This window comes from Aquirufa nivalisilvae, from assembly GCF_003143535.1.
In the GTDB taxonomy this organism is placed as follows: Bacteria; Bacteroidota; Bacteroidia; order Cytophagales; family Spirosomataceae; genus Aquirufa; species Aquirufa nivalisilvae.
In genome coordinates this window covers 3,036,020-3,055,518 of sequence record NZ_CP029346.1, presented here as the reverse complement: position 1 = coordinate 3,055,518, position 19,499 = coordinate 3,036,020, and the positions used below count along the sequence as shown (strand labels likewise).

Below are 19,499 nucleotides of genomic sequence, written 5' to 3'. Positions count from 1 at the left end.
AGCCTCGATTTTCATCGAGGCTAGAAATTAAGTAGAAACGAATTAGTTCGCTTTTACAAGTTCGAATAATTCTTTGTCCAGTTGTGGTTTGACAACACAAGAATTATCGAAGTGCATGGTTGAGGTATTTGATGTATTATAGGTTGGCCAAGTTGGCAATCCTTTATGATTAGGATTCCCCAAACGGGCAAAATTAATCCAAGCTTGACTCATTTTATCGGCCAAAGCATAGGCTTCTTTGGTACCTCCTGTCATTTCTTCACAACGAGCAATGTTATTAAAACAGAAAGGAAGTTCAACACAGTGAATGGCTTTGTATTTTCCGTCAAATACAGGTGACTGCCATGTGAATAAATACATGTAAACAGGAGCACCACCAGCTACTGCTGATTTAATATTAGCTTGGTCAACAGCACCTGGTCTGAATCTCGTGTCTACATCCATCAAATCAGTTGGTTTAGTATCTGCTGGGTAGGCTTTCTTTACAGCAGCTTTATAAGCTTCAGCTTTAGCGCCGAACGTTTTTTGTAGATATGCTTCTACGTCTGCCATGGATGCATCGTGACTTATACCTGAAAACAAGGTTGGCATAAATTCATTTTTTACCGTTCCGATCATTAATGGAACATTTTTGGATAATTCCATAGCCTCAGCCGACATCGGTTGATACGGTAATATATTGGCATCGATACTTGGTCCCCAGCTTAATCCAAAACCACCCACTGGTTTTCCAGCGGCTCTTAATTTAGCTGCCACCGTTTGTAGCGCTTTTTGACCTGCAGCTGCTAGGGTAGGGAATGGCACTTTTTGTAAACTATCTACTTTAGACTCATCGATATTCAAGGCATTCAATACTTCTTTGGTGATGGCTTGGGTTACTGATTTATCAGCCATATTTGTAGTAAAGGCACCACTTTGATTGATGGCTTTGTGGAATAAACCTTTAGCCGAAGGCATAGCCATTAAGGTATTTACTTTTGCTCCGCCTCCTGATTGACCAAAAATGGTCACATTACTTGGATCACCACCAAATTGACTGATATTCGCTTTTACCCAATCTAAGGCAACTTTCATATCCAAAACAGAGTTATTGGCTGAAGTTTTGTATTTATCTCCATAGGCAGACAAATCTAAATATCCCAAAATGTTCAATCGGTGGTTGATTGACACAACTACCACATCCCCTTTTTTCGCTAGATTTTCACCATCATAAGAAGGTAATTCTTGAGAAGATCCAGAGGTAAAACCTCCTCCATGTATCCAGAATAAAACAGGTCTTTTCTTTCCATCATTGATTCCTGGAGTCCAAACATTCACACGCATACAGTCCTCATTAGGATAACCCCAAGAGTGATTGTACACAAATTCGGATTCATCGGCCACTTGAGTCGTAGGAGTCAATAAATAAGCTACTGGGCCATAGCTAGTAGAACTACGTACTCCATTCCATGGCTTGGGCTTATGAGCAGTTTCAAATCTACCAGCTTCTGCATAGGGAATACCTTTGTACGTGTAAATACCTCCATGTACATATCCACGCACTTTGCCGGCATCTGTTGATACCACGGCTACATTTTGCCCAGTAGTAACTTGAGCTTGTAATGACATTCCTCCTAGTAGGAATAGACCTAAAACTAAACTAGCTTTTTTCATTTTTTTTATATGTTAAATTATAGAGAATTTCTGTTTTCTTTCAAACGATTCAAAGCTGAGCCCTTTGTATCATTTTGATAATTTAGCCAAATGTAATAAAATAATTTGATTTTCTATTTTTTAGAAAATCACTTTGATAAAAACAGTTTCTTCTAAAAATTTGTCAATAAATTAGTGTTCCATTAAATCTAGAATCATTGAAATCAACCAAACATATAGCTCAATTGACCTTGGATTGTGTCATTTTTGGCTTTCATGATAAAAAACTCAAGCTCATTTTAAGTAAGCTTAAATTGGAGAAAGACATATTTGCCTTACCTGGAGGCTTTATTCTACAAGAAGAGGACATTGAAGATGCGGCTAAAAGGGTCTTATATGAAAGAACAGGTATCCAAGATGTCTATCTAGAGGAATTTGGGACCTTTGGTAGAACCAATCGAATATCAGATGAAGACTTTCTGTTATTTTCTAGTATCGCTCGAGATCTTTATCCCGATGTGGAACCTCCAGTCAATGAGAATAATCAAAAAATGCGGATAGTCAGCATTGGATACTATGCCCTGGTTGATTTCGAAAAAGTGATTCCTCAAAAAATTGATTTGGACGAAAGCTGTGATTGGTATGATATCAAAGAGCTTCCCAACATGATTTTTGACCATCAAGAAATGGTAGCAAAGGGCCTAGAAGTACTCCAAGAACGTTTAGACAAAAAACTGCTTTTTAATAATCTTTTACCTGAAACTTTCACGTTGAAAGACGTTCAGGAATTATATGAAACCGTCTACGACAAACCCTTTCCAGCCAATAATTTCCAGAAAAAAATATTGGATTTGAATGTTTTAGAGCGGCTCGACAAGAAATATACGGGGGCAAAAAGTAAAGCTCCTTATTTGTATCGACTGAAATCTAAATCCTAAGAATTATTAATCTTTGATAAACGGCCTATTTGAGGACAAAATTTAATTTTATATTTGTCTAAATCAACTGACAGATTATGGGCAAATTTTATGACGCTATTTCTGAAGCTCACCGAGAGTTCATAGAAAAACAACATCTATTTTTCGTTGGGACAGCGCCCCTTCAAGGAGATGGTCGGGTGAACGTATCACCAAAGGGCCTAGAGGGATTTCGAGTGATTGATTCTCATACGGTTGCTTACATGGATATCATTAGTTCGGGAAATGAAACCTCTGCCCACACCTTAGAAAATGGAAGGATTACATTCATGTTTTGTTCTTTCGACAAAAACCCAAATATCTTACGATTATATGGCAAAGGTTTTGCCATATTGCCCAATTCACCGCTTTGGGAGGAATATGCGCCGCATTTTAATATCATTCCAAGTACAAGACAAATCATCATTGGGAAAATTGATTTAGTTCAAACCTCCTGTGGATATGGGGTACCCATGTACGAATATCAAGGTGAGCGAGATATTTATTTTACTTGGGCAAATCAAATGGGCTCTGAAAAATTAGAACAATACATGGAGGAGAAAAACATGATAAGTTTAGATGGATTACCTACTGACTTAAGCCTTCAAAAGAAATCGAAATGATAGATCCATTATTTAAAAAGCTGGCATTTAAGAATCAGGCGGAAGTGCTTGTACTCGGAGCTCCTGAATCATTTCAATTAGCATTAAAAAAATTACCAGAGGAGACGCAGGTAATAAGCTCCTTAAATCAAGTTAATCAAATTGGCTACGCTTTGGTATTTGTTACTCAAAAAGCAGAAATCCAAGTATTTGCAGAAGCTTGTCGAGATAAAATTGCCGGCGACACCATTTTATGGATGTGTTATCCCAAAGGAAGTTCTAAGAAATATAGCTGTGATTTTAACCGAGATCAAGGTTGGGAACCGATGGGCGAGATAGGATTTGAGCCAGTAAGTATGGTCGCCATCGACGAAGATTGGAGTGCCTTGCGTTTTAGAAACGTACATTTTATCAAAACCTTAAAAAGAAATCCAGATCACATCATGTCGAAAGAAGGAAAGGCAAGGATGCAGTAATAATTTCAAATTCTTTTCTTTACAAATGAAAAGCCACCATTGGCTTCATTTGACCTATGAAAATTCTTACTTTGTCTTTAGCTTTTAATCGATTCGGGGCCGTATTACTCCTTTTTTTTATTATCCCATTCTCTGGGTTTGCTCAAAATGTCAATCGGGGTGCCCAAGTTTTTGAACTGAATTGCGCTAACTGTCACAACTTTAAAGATGATGGGATTGGTCCGCAATTGGGGGGCCTCAAGGGGATCGTTGACAAAAAATACCTGTTGGACTTCATCAGTAATCCTAAAGCTTTAATTGATGCCAACGTTGCTAGAGCGCAAGACAAGTACAAGAAATTCAAATCCTACATGCCTGGTTTCAATCACTTGGATCCCAAAGACCTAGAAGATGTAATTGCATATATTTTAGAGAAACCAAGTCCAAAGATTCCCAATAAAAAAGATAAATGGGCACTAGAAAATCCCATTAAGGAAGGGATTCCATTTTCAGGGGAGAAAATAACGCTTAAAAAAGTGCTAAAATTCCCTTTTACTAATACGCCACAGGTGAATACCCGCATTAATAAAATGACCTATCACCCCATTAGTAAAGAGCGTATCATTTCTGATTTACAAGGGAAAATCTATTTATTGGATGATAAGAGCCAGTTAAGTGAGTTTTTTGACATTAGTAAGCATTTTCCACATTTTACCAATAAGCCAGGATTTGCTACTGGTCTTGGGAGCTTCGCTTTTCATCCACTTTTTGCCCAAAACAAGCTTTTTTATACCACCCACACGGAACCCGAAATCAAGGGCCATTCCGACTTTACTTACGGAGATAGCCTTCGTGTGAAATTACAATGGATAATAACTGAATGGACTTTAGATGATCCTAATGCTAAGACATTAAAGGGGAAGTCGCGAGAAGTCATGCGTGTCAATGTTATTGACCAAGTGCATGGTATGCAAGAAATCACCTTTAACCCTTATGCCAAACTGGGAGATTCTGATTTTGGACTCATGTATATTGGTTTAGGAGATGGAGGGGCATTGGAACAAAGAAGAGGTTTTATTCCAAATAATAGTGAGCATGCTTGGGGCAAAGTTTTACGTATTGATCCCCTTGGTCGAAATAGCCAGAATGGCAAATACGGCATTCCTGCCTCCAATCCATTTGTTGGTAAAAAAGGACTTGATGAAGTGTTTGCGCAAGGTTTCCGAAACCCGAATCGGATCTCTTGGTTGAAAGATGGAAGAATTATCGTTTCTAATATTGGTCAGAGACATATTGAATCCCTATACCTGTTGAAAGCCGGTAAAAACTATGGTTGGCCTTTGCGAGAAGGGACCTTTGCTATAGACTCTACCATGAGTACCAATACCGTATTCCCGCTACCTAAAAATGATGCAAAAATGGGATATACCTATCCAATTGCTCAATTTGATCATGATGAGGGAAATGCCATTATGGGAGGCTTTGAGTATACGGGGAAATTAATTCCAAGCCTACGAGGAAAATACGTTTTTGGGGAAATAGTTCGAGGTCGAGTATTTTATATTCCTACTTCAGAAATCAAAGAAGGTACTCAAACACGCATTCGCGAATTGAAACTGCAAATGGATGGTTTACCTGTTACCTTGAAAGAACTGGTGAAAGCAAATAAAGTAGATCTTAGATTTGGTCAGGATGCACAAGGGGAAATCTATATCATAACTAAGACAGATGGCATGTTATACCAAATTGTTCCTAGTTTGTGATAAACGTCACGTAGGCTTACTTCGAAATCCATTTTTTTTGTGGAAATAAATGGATTATGACACCATCGATTTCGATTGACACATTGATTGAGAAGTTGAATCAACAAGAAGAACTGTTGCTTCTGGACATTAGAAGCAAAGAAGAGTTTGAATCTAAACACATCCCCAAGGCCATTCATATACCAGGAGAAGAACTCCCGCATGGTTTACCGTTACATGCAGATCAAGTTCTTTTGGTGACTATTTGTGGGAAGGGTGGAGGTAGGTCAGAACAGGCTGCTCAAAAATTGATTTCTCTGGGTTTTCAGGCTAAATTTTTAGAAGGAGGTACTCATGAATGGTTTGAAAAAGCTATTTAGCGCGATTGTTTTCAACGGATTTGTCGTGTCAAATTATCTTTCAAAAATTTCATGAAATAAGCTGAACGTACATGGACAAATTTTAAGAGAAATAGATTAATATTGGAAAATATTGATTGTCTCTAAACATAAAATAGAATTGTCATGATAAGAAAAGCAAATGCCGTTTGGCAAGGAACGGGTAAAGAGGGTAAAGGTGTACTTACTACCCAAAGTGGTGTATTAAATCACACCCAATATTCCTTCAACACTCGATTTGAAGATGGGATCGGTACCAACCCAGAAGAATTAGTAGCGGCAGCTCATGCGGGTTGTTTTGCCATGAAACTTAGTTTTAATCTTACGGGTGCAGGATTTCCTCCTAAAGTATTGGATGTGCAAGGAGAAATTAAAATGGAAGAAGGCTCCATTATTGAATCTCGATTGATATTAAAAGCGACTGTACCGGGTATTGACCAAGATACTTTTTTAGCTCAAGTAAAAGATGCGGAGGCGAATTGTCCCATTTCACGATTGTTAAAAACGACAATTGTGGTAGACTCAACACTGCAAGGGTAAAGTTAGAGGTTTAACATGTTAGACCTTTTCTCGTTCATAGTTTTAGGCTTACCATGGTAAGCCTTTTTCTTTTTCCCTCGATTAAAAAAAAGGATGATTTCAGTAAGAAATCAAATGTTATTACTTTTAGAAATAGTATCACAAAACCGGAATTTATCCCATGAAAGAAAACGCTTCCAACCGCAGGAAATTTTTGCAAGATGCCAGCCTTTTATCAAGTCTTGCATTTATGCCATCCATTCATAGTCCCATTAAAGATGGTACCTCCTTGTTTGTTCCTAAAGTTCAAGAAAAGATCATTGCACCACGTTTAAAATTTGGTGTTATTGGAATCAATCATGGTCATATTTACACCATGGCTAATTCCATCATTCGTGGTGGTGGAGAATTTGTTTCCTACTATGCGAAGGAGCCAGATTTAATAAAGGAATTTGCTAAAAAATATCCTACGGCTAAATTGGTAAAAAGTGAAGCAGAGATTTTAGGAGACCCTTCTATTCAATTGGTTCTTAGTTCCATTACTCCTGTAGAAAGAGCGCCACTGGGTATTCGTGTCATGAAATCCGGGAAGGATTACATGGTGGATAAACCGGGTATTACTACGTTAGAACAATTGGCGGAAGTTCGCAAGGTTCAAAAAGAAACCAAAAGAATTTATTCCATTTCTTATTCTGAGCGATTTGAAAATAAAGCGACTGAAAAGGCTAGTCAATTAGCTCAAACAGGGATAATTGGTAAGGTGGTTCAAACCTTAGGTACTGGTCCTCACCGGATGAGTATTCCTTCTAGACCTTCCTGGTTTTTTGATAAGAAATATTACGGTGGTATTATCACGGACATTGGTTCTCATCAAGTAGATCAATTTTTACACTTTACTAAATCTATACAAGGAGAGGTGGTGGCCTCCCAAGTAGCCAATCATAAATATCCTCAATACCCTAATTTTGAAGATTTTGGAGATTTGATGTTACGCGGGAATGGAGGCTCAGGGTATATTCGTGTGGATTGGTTTACTCCAGATGGGTTAAATACTTGGGGAGACGGTCGACTGACAATTTTAGGTACAGAAGGCTATATGGAAGTTCGAAAAAATACAGATATCGCTTCTCCGCATGGTACAGGAAGTCATTTGTATTTAGTGACCAATAAAGAAACATTGTATATCGACTGTAAGAATGTGGAGCTTCCGCATGGAGAGTTACTCGTGAATGATGTGTTAAATAGAACCGAAACTGCAATGACTCAAGACCATTGTTTCTTAGCAACCGAACTAGCACTTATTGCTCAAAAACAAGCGACTAAAATATCAGCGAAATCATGAAAAGGAGAAAATTTATCAATAACATTGCCTTAGGAGCTGTGGGCACATTAGGCTTTCCAACGATTGTTCCTGCCCATGTATTGGGAGGAAAAGATGCTCCAAGCAACAAAATTAATATAGGCCAAATTGGTTGTGGACGTATTGCTCGTACACATGATTTACCAAGTACTTGGAGGTATGAAAAGGCTAGAATTATGGCCGTTTGTGATTTGGATAGAAACCGTACTGAAGACACTAAAAAGTTAGTAGAAGAATATTATACCAAGAAAACGGGTCAAAGCAATTACATCGATGTTAAGATGTACGACGATTACCGTGAAATGTTATTGAATAAAGACATTGATGCGGTTATGATTAGTACTCCGGACTTTTGGCATGCGCAACCTGCCATGGAAGCAGCCTTAGCTGGGAAAGATATTTATCTTCAAAAACCCACTTCTTTGACTATTAAAGAAGGTCGTCAATTAGCTGAGGTCATCAAAAAAACAGGTAGAATTTTACAAGTTGGGACACAGCAACGTTCCAGCAGTCAATTCAGAAGAGCAGCGGAATTAGTGAGAAATGGTCGAATTGGTAAGTTGCACACCGTTAAAGTAGGACTTCCAGGAGATCCAAGTGGCCCTGTGGTACAAGCTATGCCAGTCCCCAAAGGCTTTAATTATGAGATGTGGTTAGGCTCAACTCCCTACATTCCTTATACGGAGTTAAGTGTACACCCTCAAGTGGGTTATGATAGACCAGGTTGGTTGCGCATGGAACAATTTGGTGCTGGAATGATCACGGGTTGGGGACAACATCACTATGATTCTGCAGCTTGGGGTATGGACACAGAATTAACGGGTCCTATATCAGTGGAGGCTGTAGCCGAATTTCCTAAATCGGGTGTTTGGGATGTGCATGGTGATTTTATGGCAAAGGCAGAATATGCCAATGGAATAACCATGTACACTAGCGGAGGCTTCCCTAATGGTATTCGATATGAAGGAACAGAAGGTTGGATATTTGTGTCAAGAGGAGACTATTCGGCAACACCGAGTGATCCTACTTCTAAAGTAAGAGCGAAAGCAATAGATGCTTCCAATCCAGCTATTTTAGATTCAGTAATTGGCGAAAAAGAGATTCATTTGTACCATTCAGATGAGCAACATGGCAACTGGCTAGATTGTATAGAAAGTAGAAAAGAACCGATCTCTCCTATTGAAATTGGCCATAGAGCATGTACGGTTTGTTTGATCACCCACGTGGCCATGAAACTGCCTCGCAAGCTGAATTGGGATGCTAAAAAAGAGCAATTTATCAATGACGCAGAAGCAAATCGCTTTTTAAGTCGTACGCAAAGAGCTCCCTACGGTACTGACCGAATAAAATATTAGTTAAATAGGACTTGAGGTTTATTTGGTTGAATAAAACGCCCCTAATTTCAGGGGCGTTTTTTATGATAGTCCCTAATGGAGATGGAGTTAATAAATTTTAACTAAAAAAATAGTTACAAATATTTTGTAACTAAAAAATTAGTTATACATTTGGTCCAACAAAAGGAAGAACTATGAAAAAACTAACCCAAGCAGAAGAGCAAATTATGCAGGTTATCTGGACCTTACCAGATGGAGGATTTCTCAAAGATATTATTGAGAACTTACCTGAGCCTAAGCCCCATTCCAACACCATTGCTACTCTATTAAAAATATTGGTTGAAAAGGATTTTGTTGGAATCAATAATCCCAATCGAAATAACCTCTATTTTGCGAAAGTCACAAAGCAGGAATATTCTGGCCAGCGTATAGCTGGTTTGGCTGAATCTTTTTTTGAAGGATCATATACGAACGTGGTATCTTTTCTGGTCGATAAAAAGCAGATGTCTATTGAAGATTTAGAATTGTTATTAAGCCAATTAAAATCTAAAAACGATGATGAATAATGCCTTATTAATCTATCTGTTGAAAAGTAGCCTACTTTCTGGGATCTTCTATGGCTATTATGTGTTGGTGCTTCGGAATAATCGATTCCATACTTACAATCGATTTTATTTGTTAGTCAGTATGCTATTAAGCGTACTTGTTCCTTGTTTCCAATTCTCTTTTTTTTCCTTCGATGAAGCTGAAGTGGCTGGAGCTGGCAAAGCCATATATTTGCTATCGGCCTCTGCCAAGTCAACTCCTGAACAGTTTTCATGGATGAATTTACCTTGGTTGGAATATGGTATATGGACTTTTTATTTGATTTCAATAGGTCTGTTGAGCTACTTTTTATACCAGGTTATCAAGATTTATCAGATGAAAAGGAGAAATCCAAGCATTCCCATGGAAGGTTTTGAATTCATTGAAACGGATGAAGAGGATGCCCCGTTTTCATTCCTTCAGTTCCTTTTTTGGAAAAAATCCATCTCCATTTCTGAACCCAATGGCCAAGCTATTTTTAAGCATGAATTAACGCACATTCAGCAAAGGCACACCATTGATCGGGTTATTTGTCAAATCATCACTTCCCTATTTTGGATCAATCCTTTTTATTGGTTGATGCATAAAGAATTACAAAATATCCATGAATTTATTGCAGATCGTGAAGCGGTTGGAAGCAATAATGTGAATGCTTTTGCCCAAATGATCTTACAATCGCACTACGGAAATCACTTTTTAAACCCCGGACACTCATTTTATTATTCATCTATTAAACGAAGAATTGTCATGTTAACAACATCCAAAAATACGCCATATGCCTACCTAAGAAAGGTTTTGGCCCTTCCTTTGGCATTAATGGCCATAGGTATTTTCTCCATTCAAGTAACTGCTCAAGAGAAAAATGAAGCAGTTAGTCCTAGTAAAATAGGGATTTCCTTTAGCAAAAATGCTCCCGTTAAACCTGCCATTAGAAAAAAGGCACCCAACAAGGATTTACCTCCGCCTCCACCGCCACCCTTGGCTGTTAGAGCGATTCCAGCAGCACCTGGCGTGCCTCCAGCTCCACCTGTCAATCCTCTGTATGTAGTCGATGGCAAGATTGAACGCACTTTGGTTCTTAGTAAAATGAACCCTAATGATATCCAATCCGTGAATGTATTGAAAGGAGCCATGGCGAATGAAAAATATGGAAAAGATGGGATTAATGGAGTGGTGGAAATCTCGACTAAAAATCATGTTACTACAAATGTTTCAACCAATATTTCGACCAATCAAAATGTCAATATTGTCGTGGAAGAACCTGCCACATTTCCAGGTGGGGTCAATGCGTTTCTTTCCTATTTATCCGCTAATGTTAACTATCCTGAGGAAGCTAAAAAAGCGAATATTTCCGGAAAAGCCTATGTTCAATTTACAGTGGCTGCCGATGGAACACTTTCGGATATCAGCGTATTAAGATCTCCTGGATATGGATTAGCTGAAGAGGCACTTCGACTCATCAAAGCTTCAGGTAAATGGGTTCCAGCCAAGAGTCATGATACCAATATCGCTTCTAAATTCGTCCAACCTATTGCTTTCTCCCTAGTGAAGTAAAAGCACAAGTGATTTCTAGCATTTGTAATAGCCGGTGATTTTCATCAGGCTATTACCGTTTATGCTCAGATCTCATTTTTTTCCTGAGAATATGGCCATACTATGTTTGGCATTCTCATCGAAATAGTACTATAAATTGGCAAAATGAATAAATCCTATTTTTGGCACTTTTTCAATTAATTTATATTGTTTGAATGTTTTTAAAACTTATTTTTAATTTAAATTCAAATTTTAATCATTTTTCATCAAAATTTAAACGTTGTATTTTAAAATTGATTTTTTTCAAAAAATATAAATACGCCCTATTTTTTTACATTTTTTGCCTATAATTTGGAATATTTCCATGTTTTTTGAGGCATTTCATAAAAAAATATAGAATTGTCGAGGTGGATTTCAATAAACCTGCTACATTTCAACATAATTCATCAATAAATACAATTTATACGCCCATTTCTGATCAGCTTGGGCGTATATATATTCTCCAGGAATTGATTCCTTCTTTGATTCCATCGAGAGTATTTTAAAAACAAATTTGACTAAGGAGCAGCATTGGTTTCTGGGTTTGTTTTTTCCCTGTATGTAAGATGAAAACTCAGAAATGAGTCAATAAGACAGAGTATCATCGCATTTATATACCAACTCAATCATTATGAAAACATCTTTTAGCAGAAGAAATGTCCTAAAGTCAGGACTAGCCGCCATGGGCGGAATGGCCTTGGCCCCTCACATTAGTTTGGGTGCATTTTCAACGAGTTCCTTTCCATTAGATTCAGAAAATAGACTGTATTATAGTCCATTATTGAGAGAGCATTATTTGGATGAACGACCTGATGTGCCTGCTATGATCGCGCGTTTAAATGCGAATGAAAATCCATATGGACCACCTCAAAGTGCTAGAAAAGCGGTGGCCGAATCCGTTTCAGGAGGAAATCGCTATTCATGGAAAGAATTAGCCTCCTTGGTGGATATGTTAGCACTTAAGGAAGGTGTAACGAAAGATCATATTATGATGGGACCAGGCTCTTCGGATTTATTAGAAAAAGTGGCCATTGTATTGTTTGCCAAAGGGGGAAATATTGTTTCAGCTGATCCAACCTATATGTCGCTCATTCGCGTAGCTGAAGCCGTAGGTGCTACTTGGAAAGCCGTTCCCTGTAAGTCAGATTGGACTCATGACTTAAAAGCCATGGAAGCAGCCATTGATTCCAATACCAAAATGGTTTATATCTGTAACCCCAATAATCCTGTTGGGACCATCATGGCAGCGAATGAACTGATGGATTTTTGCTCAAGGGTTTCGACTAAAGTTCCTGTTTTCATCGATGAAGCTTATTTAGAACTTGCTGAGGGAGATACGGCTAGTATGGTTTCTTTACTGTCACAAAAGAAAAATGTGATCATTGCTAGAACGTTTTCCAAAATTATGGGCATGGCAGGTTTGCGTGTAGGCTATGCCGTTGCACAACCGGAATTCTTAAGTAAAATTGAAAAAATCACTCGCGGAGGAATGGGGATTTGTCACACCTCTGTTTTGGGAGCGATAGCCAGCTTACAGGATAAAGAGTTCCAAGCCATGACTAAGCGACTTAATACTCAATGCAAGAATTATTTATATAAAGAACTTAGCGCATTAGGATATAGCTACATTCCCTCATATACCAATTTTGTGATATTCCCCATTAAAATGGATGGCAAGACTTTCTTGAGTAAAATGGCCAGCAAAGGTGTCATGGTTAGGTCATTTGATATGTTAAATAAACCTTATTGTCGCGTCAGCATAGGAACGATGGCTGAAATGGAATACTTCGTAACATCTTTGAAAGAGCTCGCTTAAATTGTTCGTTATGATTGATGCTATTGAAAAGACACTTACGTTAATGCTTTTAATTGTATTGGGTGTCGCTTTGCGTAAGAAAATTAAGAATAAATCAGAAATTCAGGGCTTAAAAGAAGTCATACTTTCTGTGGCACTTCCTGCTACGGTATTTATTGCATTGATGGGGATTAAGATGAGCTTTAGCATGTTAATATATCCCATTATTTTAGTTTGTTTTAACTTCTTTATCTTTTTAACGGCTCCCTATTTCTTGCCTTTTTTTGGTTTGGAGAAGAACTCTCCGGCAAGTCGAACCTTAACCATGTTGCTTCCTTCATTGGCGCCTGGACTATCAAGCTTCCCCTTTATTTCGGAATTTTTGGGTGGAGAATCCTTAGCGATGGCAGCTATGGCTGATGTAGGAAATAAGTTTTTTGCCCTCAATTTTTTGTATTACATCTCATTGAAAATGCACATGGCTATTCAAGAAGATGGGGCCATTGGTAATAAAAAAGGCATGAAAGATTTTCTATGGAGTCTAATCAAGGAGCCAATCAATGTCATCATGTTATTGGCCATTGTGTTTCTTTCCATGGGTTTTCATATGAGTACATTACCCATCGTCATTCAAGAAATTTTCTCACGAGCTAGTACCTTAATGGGTCCTTTGGTATTGATATACATAGGTATGGCTGTTGAATTGAAAGAAGGAAAAGAGATTAAAATGATACTCTCCATCTTATTTTTCCGTGCGGGGATTACGATTCTTTTTAGCTTAATAGTTATCTTTTTATTTGGAATCCATGACCCTAACATGGTTTTACTAGCTGTGGTGGTTCCCTTGAGTGCCTGTAGCTTTTGGCCATTTGCCCACATTTCGGTCATTCATCATAAGGAAGAATTGAAAGAAATACCAGATTATCGCAAAACCTTTGATGCTAATTTGGCCTTATTAACCTTAGCTATTTCGCTTCCTTTGTCCACCATTTTAGTGATTGGTGTTTTAGCCTCTGGTCAAACATTTGCAGAAACTAGTAACCTTGTACTTCTTTCCATAACCCTATTAGGGGTAGGTATTTTACCACATTTAAAAGTTTTCAAAAAGATTACATCGTCCCTTAGGAATTTGAAAGAGGCTCATTAATATTTGAACAGGAGAAAGAGCTTTCTTTCCAAGGCCAATAATGCTTGGATTCGATGTATTGTTTCGACATTTAATTAGGGTTTAAGATTTTTTAGCTTGACTAAATGCTACTACTTTCTTCCAAACTCCTTCATCGACAGGGATGCCCAATTTCATATTTTCGGATCTCGTTTTCAGGGATCTTTCACCGGGATAATTCACTTCTCCTCCGGCTGTTACTGGGGTAGAATTTCGTAATTGAGTGATGGTGTGTTCTAAAGCTTGATCTAAGAATGCTTGATCATTGATTTTTAATGGGTCAATCGCAATAAAAACTTGGGAACATCCTCCACATGCTCCTTTCCCAACCAAGTCGATGTCGGCGGTAGTTCTACCTTTGGAAAGTATAGCTGAAAATAAATCCAACATGACAGCTAATCCAGATCCTTTCCAATATCCCGTTGGTAAAATTCTACGTGTGGCTTCAATGGGGGCAGGCTCATCTGTCAACTTCCCGTCCTGGTCAAACCCTCCAGGAAATGGAAGCTTTCCATTGTTTAAGCGAGTGGTTTCTAGTTTTCCATAGGAATATTGCGACATGGCCATATCAAAAACCACATGACCTCCTTGGCGTGGAATAGCCATGATAAAGGGGTTATTACCGATTCCACCTGAAGTGGCGCCCCAGGCTGGCATGCAAGATTCGGTATTAGTCCAGCAGATCGCCATATAGCCTTTATCAGCGGCTTGCCAGCCATATGAACCTCCTCTCATCCAATGAGTGGTATTATTCAAAGCTACTAGGCCTAATCCATATTGTTTGGCGATATCCATTGCTCTATCCATCGCGAAGATGGAGTTGGTAATTCCTATCCCCATATTTCCATTGTATATTTCAATGGAACCCAGGTTTACATCTAGACTAGGTTCTGCATGTACATCCACCCAACCTTTGGAGACAAAATCTAAAAATCGTTCTACTCGGTTTAAACCATGAGAATATACGCCGTCGCGACTGGTTTCTGTGTGAGTTCTGGCACAAACAGTGGCCTTATCTTCGGGTAATCCTGCTAATATAAATGCCTGTTTAATGGTAGTAAACATGTCATCAAATGAAATTCTTTTCATCATAAATAGTTTAGAAATTAAAGATATAGAGAGTTATGTAGAAAGAAGACGTAAAAGTAGTTAATCTCCTCATGGGCAATTGAATATTCTTGAAATACTCAATTTAAAATAGTAGTTACGGTGGCTTCGAGAGCCTCAGCCACCGTGATTGAAAGGGAGAATGAAAATATGGTTACTTCGAGAACCTCAGCCACCGTGATTGGATGGAGAATGAAAATACGGTGGCTTCGGGAGCCTCAGCCACCTTGATTGAAAGGGAGAATGAAAATATGGTTACTTCGAGAGCCTCAGCCACCTTGATTGGATGGAGAATGAAAATACGGTGGCTTCGGGAGCCTCAGCCACCTTGATTGGAGAGGGAAAATAAAAATAGCAGGTGGCCGAGACACTCACATCCGAAATATACAGGTGGCTGAGGATCCCGAAGCCACCGTCTAAAGTGGCTCCCGAAGCCACACTATCCTTATAAGCCTAAGGATAATTTTATCGCTTAAAAGAAGTCTTTCATCGAAATAAGTTTCATAACTCATATAAAGACAACATATTTAGTGAAAATATCCCTAATGATGAAAAAACATGTATTATACGTATTACTGTGCTTTTTAAGTATAGTAAATCTGCAGGCTCAGAATTCCTTGCATCACTTGAAAGTGGAATACCAATCCGAACCGATAGGATTGGATGAGCAGCATCCTAGGTTTTCTTGGCAAATGAAATCCTCAGATAAATCCAGAGGAAATCAACAACAGGCCTATCGAATTGTTGTTCGTGATGCCAAGAACCAAGTAGCTTGGGATAGTAAAAAAGTAAATTCCCCCTTGTCTTTAGGAATCAATTACGAAGGGTTGGCTTTACAAGCTTCCCAAAAATACCAATGGAATGTGCAGGTTTGGGATCAACAAAATAAAGTTAGTTCGGCTTCTTCCTGGTTCGAAACAGGATTATTAAATTCAAGCGCACAAGCATGGAATGGTGCTGAGTGGATAGGCGAAAATGATTTACCGCTCTATTCTCATTATTTATCCATGTACAAAATCCAATTTGGCATACAGCTGGATGAAGCTTCTAAATCTACGAAAGCATCCTTTGTTTTTGGAGCAAATGACCCTCGTTTGCAAAACAGAAACTTGAACATCATGGATGTGGCTAATGGACCCAATGCCTCTTACATCCAATTGGAATTTGATATCAATAACGTAGCGGAGTCGGATTCTGGATTAGCCCAGCTAAATGTATATCGCGTAGGTTACGACAAAAAGGATAGTCCTTCTAAGGTTTTTGCAAGTTTTAAAATAGCTAAATCGCTCATTTCGCCAGCGAACAAATACCAGAAACACACCATTTTTGCTCAGTGTAATTTTGGCGTTTTTGATTTTTATTTGGATCAAGTTGACCCAGCTCACAAAATAAACGGAGCACCTGCTGGAGCCGCTGCTGCACCTAGAGGAGGTCAATCAGGACTTAATCTAAACCCAGTGGGAAGAGGAAACAATTTCATCAGTTTCCCAATGTTATCTGAAATCGGATTTCAGGTACCAGCCAATCAAAAAGCCCTATTTTCAGGGGTTTTGATTAAAAACTTCCGATTCCCAAGTAATAAACTATTTGATGCTGCTGAAAATCCTAGCTTGTTTAGCCATAATTCCATTCAGTGGGATGGGAAGCAATTTCAAATAACAGCCTCTTCTGGAAATGTACTTTTTTGTGCCAATCCCAGCAGATTTGCAGCTCCTATGTTACGCACTCAATTTGCTAGTGTTCCAAATAAAACCATCAAACAAGCACGTATTTATTCGACTGCCCGTGGTATTTATGAATTATACTTAAATGGAGAACGTGTAGGAAAAGACTTTTTTAATCCGGGTTTGACGCAATACAATAAAACACATTTGTACCAAACTTTTGATGTGACGAAACAGATTAAATCAGGAGAAAATGCTTGGGGCGCTTGGTTAAGTGAAGGCTGGTGGAGTGGAAATATCACGTTTAGTGGAGATAGCTGGAACTTCTTTGGAGACCGACAGTCGTTGTTGGCTAAGTTAGTGATTCAGTACACCGATGGTACGGAACAAATCATTACCACGAATCCAGAGAAATGGACTTATAGCAATGATGGTCCAATCCGTTACGGAAGTTTCTTCCAAGGGGAAGTCTATGATGCTCGTAAAGAAGCCGCTATTGCTGGTTGGTCTACAGCATCATTCCAAGCTAAAGGCTGGAAACCTGCAGCAAAAATTCCTCTAGAAGGAACGGCCTATGTAGGCGATGTGCCTAATGCCTTAAACTATGTTGGTATGAAGTTAGTTGGTCAATTGGACGATGCCGTTCAAGTGAGAAAAGTGATGCAAGCGAAGTCCATGCATGAGCCAAGAAAAGGTGTTTATGTGTATGACATGGGTCAAAATATGGTGGGTTTCCCTAAAATATTTATTCCCAATGGAAAAGCGGGTCAAACCATTACTTTGCGTTTTGCCGAGGTTCTTTACCCAGATTTAGCGGAATATGCTTCACAAAAAGGGATGATTATGTTGGAAAACATTCGTGCGGCTTTGGCACAAGATGTTTATATCTTAAAAGGTGGAGATGAATACATTCAGCCTCGATTTACTTTTCACGGGTATCGTTATCTAGAAATTACTGGTTTGGATCAAGCACCTGCTTTAAGTCAAGTGGCTGGTCTAGTGCTTTCTTCCATTCAGGATATTGGTTCGTACTATGAAAGCTCTGATCCTTTGGTGAATAAATTGTGGAATAATATCACATGGTCCATGCGAGGAAACTTCCTTTCTATTCCAACCGATACCCCAGCTAGAAATGAAAGAATGGGTTGGAGTGGGGATATCAATGTGTTTTCCAAAACGGCCACCTATATGGCTCCCGTGAATAATTTCATGCGACGTCATTTATTGGCTATGCGCGATGTTCAACGGGCAGATGGCCGCTTTACCGACGTTGCTCCCATGGGCGGAGGATTTGGTGGAACCTTATGGGGAAGTGCAGGTATTATTATCCCTTGGGAAACGTATCAACAATATGGAGATAAGAATATGTTAATCGAGCATTACGATGCCATGAAACGTTATGTTGCATTTTTGGAAACGAAAGTTGATCCTGCCAACGGCATTGTCAATGAAGGACCATTAGGCGATTGGTTGAGTCCAGAAAACAACAAAAACGATAATACCCTTTTCTGGATGACTTACCAGGCATATAACTTGAAAATCATGTCGCAAGTGGCAGGTATTTTAGGAAATAAGTTGGATGAAAGCGCCTACCTGGCTCAATACGAAAACAAGAAGAAAACGATCAATAGCGTTTACATTGACCCCAATACTCATAGAACAGTGAAATCTGGTGTTAGAGCAGCCCGCATGGGCCCTCCGGGAGCGGCACCTGCAGCACCTGCCACGCCACCTGTTTCTGATAAGGGACAATTGATGGACACGCAAGCTTCTTATGCTATTCCTTTGGCATTGGGAGTGATTGATGATAATAACAAACCGTTCATCGTGAAGCATTTGGTGGAGACAGTTCAAAGATCCAACAAAGACGATGAAGGAGTGGCGCGCCCTCCGTATTCCTTAATGACCGGATTTATTGGAACGGCTTCTATCGCCGATGCACTATCTAATAATAATCAGCATGATGTGGCCTATGGACTATTAACACAAAAAACCTATCCTTCTTGGTTGTATTCAGTGGCTAATGGCGCCACGACCATTTGGGAAAGATTAAACTCTTATACCATTGAAAATGGTTTTGGAGGAAATAATAGCATGAACTCTTTCAATCACTATTCTTTTGGGGCGATTGCGGCATGGATGTACCAAACTTCTTTGGGAATTCAACGCGATGTAGATTCGCCAGGGTTCAAGCATTTCTCCTTACAACCTACTCCAGACTTATCAGGTAAAATAAATTTTGCCAAAGGCTATGTAGAAACCATGTATGGAAAAGTGAGCAGTGAATGGAAGAAAGAAGGGAATGTGATGAGCTATAAATTTACAGTTCCTGCCAATACTTCGGCACATTTGAAACTTCCTGCAAGTTCGGCTAAAGTGACAGAAGGTAGTCAAGATGTAACAAAATCCAAAGGAATTTCAGGTTTAAAACAAGAAGGAAATTTCTTGGAAATGGAATTAAACTCAGGTTCATATGAGTTCAAAGTCAGTCCGCTTAAGTAGAATACCCCGCCATTAATTAACCAAGGGCGATTCGCAAGGATCGCCTTTTTTAATAGGAAATGAAAGGATGGGCAGGATAATTTCCAATAGATTGATAAATTCACGAAAGAT

The 19,499-nt window shown here is 38.9% G+C and carries 16 protein-coding genes; 14 read left to right on the top strand and 2 right to left on the bottom strand.

Annotated features, from left to right (window positions below; all coding sequences use genetic code 11):
• Window positions 1-42: 42 nt before the first annotated feature.
• The gene (locus tag HME7025_RS13040; RefSeq protein ID WP_109324734.1) at window positions 43-1,653 is read right to left on the bottom strand and encodes a carboxylesterase/lipase family protein; all 1,611 of its coding nucleotides are present in this window, start codon (window positions 1,651-1,653) and stop codon (window positions 43-45) included.
• Window positions 1,654-1,850: 197 nt separating this feature from the next.
• Between HME7025_RS13040 and HME7025_RS13035 the strand changes: the two genes are divergently transcribed.
• The 12 genes from HME7025_RS13035 (at window position 1,851) to HME7025_RS12980 (ending at window position 14,097) form a co-directional block, all read left to right on the top strand.
• Window positions 1,851-2,570, top strand: a complete 720-nt coding sequence (locus tag HME7025_RS13035) for an NUDIX hydrolase (RefSeq protein ID WP_226998238.1) — start codon at window positions 1,851-1,853, stop codon at window positions 2,568-2,570.
• Window positions 2,571-2,647: 77 nt separating this feature from the next.
• Entirely contained in the window at window positions 2,648-3,211 is a 564-nt protein-coding gene (locus tag HME7025_RS13030; RefSeq protein WP_109324723.1) for a pyridoxamine 5'-phosphate oxidase family protein, read from the top strand.
• Window positions 3,208-3,666: a hypothetical protein gene (locus HME7025_RS13025; protein WP_109324722.1), complete on the top strand. Its 459-nt coding sequence runs from the start codon at window positions 3,208-3,210 to the stop codon at window positions 3,664-3,666. The genes HME7025_RS13030 and HME7025_RS13025 overlap by 4 nt, the downstream gene beginning before the upstream one ends.
• Before the next feature lie 56 nt (window positions 3,667-3,722).
• Window positions 3,723-5,408 (top strand): PQQ-dependent sugar dehydrogenase, encoded by a 1,686-nt coding sequence (locus tag HME7025_RS13020; RefSeq protein WP_109324721.1) that lies wholly within the window; start codon window positions 3,723-3,725, stop codon window positions 5,406-5,408.
• A gap of 56 nt (window positions 5,409-5,464) precedes the next feature.
• The gene (locus HME7025_RS13015) at window positions 5,465-5,767 is read left to right on the top strand and encodes a rhodanese-like domain-containing protein (protein ID WP_109324720.1); all 303 of its coding nucleotides are present in this window, start codon (window positions 5,465-5,467) and stop codon (window positions 5,765-5,767) included.
• Between the two features lie 144 nt (window positions 5,768-5,911).
• Entirely contained in the window at window positions 5,912-6,325 is a 414-nt protein-coding gene (locus tag HME7025_RS13010) for an OsmC family protein (RefSeq protein ID WP_109324719.1), read from the top strand.
• Window positions 6,326-6,485: 160 nt separating this feature from the next.
• Window positions 6,486-7,646 (top strand): Gfo/Idh/MocA family protein, encoded by a 1,161-nt coding sequence (locus tag HME7025_RS13005; protein ID WP_109324718.1) that lies wholly within the window; start codon window positions 6,486-6,488, stop codon window positions 7,644-7,646.
• The gene (locus tag HME7025_RS13000) at window positions 7,643-9,019 is read left to right on the top strand and encodes a Gfo/Idh/MocA family protein (RefSeq protein WP_109324717.1); all 1,377 of its coding nucleotides are present in this window, start codon (window positions 7,643-7,645) and stop codon (window positions 9,017-9,019) included. The genes HME7025_RS13005 and HME7025_RS13000 overlap by 4 nt, the downstream gene beginning before the upstream one ends.
• A gap of 173 nt (window positions 9,020-9,192) precedes the next feature.
• Complete coding sequence (locus HME7025_RS12995; protein ID WP_109324716.1) at window positions 9,193-9,564, top strand: BlaI/MecI/CopY family transcriptional regulator; 372 nt, start codon at window positions 9,193-9,195, stop codon at window positions 9,562-9,564.
• Complete coding sequence (locus HME7025_RS12990; protein ID WP_109324715.1) at window positions 9,554-11,137, top strand: M56 family metallopeptidase; 1,584 nt, start codon at window positions 9,554-9,556, stop codon at window positions 11,135-11,137. Before HME7025_RS12995 ends, HME7025_RS12990 begins: the two co-directional genes overlap by 11 nt.
• A gap of 649 nt (window positions 11,138-11,786) precedes the next feature.
• Window positions 11,787-12,971: a pyridoxal phosphate-dependent aminotransferase gene (locus tag HME7025_RS12985; RefSeq protein ID WP_109324714.1), complete on the top strand. Its 1,185-nt coding sequence runs from the start codon at window positions 11,787-11,789 to the stop codon at window positions 12,969-12,971.
• Between the two features lie 10 nt (window positions 12,972-12,981).
• Window positions 12,982-14,097 carry an AEC family transporter gene (locus tag HME7025_RS12980; protein WP_109324713.1) on the top strand — a complete coding sequence of 372 codons (1,116 nt, stop codon included), beginning with the start codon at window positions 12,982-12,984 and terminating at the stop codon, window positions 14,095-14,097.
• An 81-nt stretch (window positions 14,098-14,178) separates the two neighbouring features.
• Here HME7025_RS12980 and yiaK read toward each other — a convergent pair whose 3' ends face one another.
• The gene (yiaK, locus tag HME7025_RS12975) at window positions 14,179-15,207 is read right to left on the bottom strand and encodes a 3-dehydro-L-gulonate 2-dehydrogenase (protein ID WP_226998237.1); all 1,029 of its coding nucleotides are present in this window, start codon (window positions 15,205-15,207) and stop codon (window positions 14,179-14,181) included.
• A 200-nt stretch (window positions 15,208-15,407) separates the two neighbouring features.
• Here yiaK and HME7025_RS13390 point away from each other — a divergent pair, with 200 nt between their 5' ends.
• Window positions 15,408-15,554 (top strand): hypothetical protein, encoded by a 147-nt coding sequence (locus HME7025_RS13390; RefSeq protein ID WP_154401980.1) that lies wholly within the window; start codon window positions 15,408-15,410, stop codon window positions 15,552-15,554.
• A 213-nt stretch (window positions 15,555-15,767) separates the two neighbouring features.
• A complete protein-coding gene (locus HME7025_RS12970) occupies window positions 15,768-19,388 on the top strand; it encodes an alpha-L-rhamnosidase (protein ID WP_226998236.1) in 3,621 nt (1,206 codons plus the stop codon).
• Window positions 19,389-19,499 lie beyond the last annotated feature (111 nt).

Coding starts and splice junctions, on each gene's coding strand:
- HME7025_RS13040 (WP_109324734.1), bottom strand. CDS start 1,653: ATGAAAAAAGCTAGTTTAGTTTTAGGTCTATTCCTACTAGGAGGAATG.
- HME7025_RS13030 (WP_109324723.1), top strand. CDS start 2,648: ATGGGCAAATTTTATGACGCTATTTCTGAAGCTCACCGAGAGTTCATA.
- HME7025_RS13025 (WP_109324722.1), top strand. CDS start 3,208: ATGATAGATCCATTATTTAAAAAGCTGGCATTTAAGAATCAGGCGGAA.
- HME7025_RS13020 (WP_109324721.1), top strand. CDS start 3,723: ATGAAAATTCTTACTTTGTCTTTAGCTTTTAATCGATTCGGGGCCGTA.
- HME7025_RS13015 (WP_109324720.1), top strand. CDS start 5,465: ATGACACCATCGATTTCGATTGACACATTGATTGAGAAGTTGAATCAA.
- HME7025_RS13010 (WP_109324719.1), top strand. CDS start 5,912: ATGATAAGAAAAGCAAATGCCGTTTGGCAAGGAACGGGTAAAGAGGGT.
- HME7025_RS13005 (WP_109324718.1), top strand. CDS start 6,486: ATGAAAGAAAACGCTTCCAACCGCAGGAAATTTTTGCAAGATGCCAGC.
- HME7025_RS13000 (WP_109324717.1), top strand. CDS start 7,643: ATGAAAAGGAGAAAATTTATCAATAACATTGCCTTAGGAGCTGTGGGC.
- HME7025_RS12995 (WP_109324716.1), top strand. CDS start 9,193: ATGAAAAAACTAACCCAAGCAGAAGAGCAAATTATGCAGGTTATCTGG.
- HME7025_RS12990 (WP_109324715.1), top strand. CDS start 9,554: ATGATGAATAATGCCTTATTAATCTATCTGTTGAAAAGTAGCCTACTT.
- HME7025_RS12985 (WP_109324714.1), top strand. CDS start 11,787: ATGAAAACATCTTTTAGCAGAAGAAATGTCCTAAAGTCAGGACTAGCC.
- HME7025_RS12980 (WP_109324713.1), top strand. CDS start 12,982: ATGATTGATGCTATTGAAAAGACACTTACGTTAATGCTTTTAATTGTA.
- yiaK (WP_226998237.1), bottom strand. CDS start 15,207: ATGATGAAAAGAATTTCATTTGATGACATGTTTACTACCATTAAACAG.
- HME7025_RS13390 (WP_154401980.1), top strand. CDS start 15,408: ATGGAGAATGAAAATACGGTGGCTTCGGGAGCCTCAGCCACCTTGATT.
- HME7025_RS12970 (WP_226998236.1), top strand. CDS start 15,768: ATGATGAAAAAACATGTATTATACGTATTACTGTGCTTTTTAAGTATA.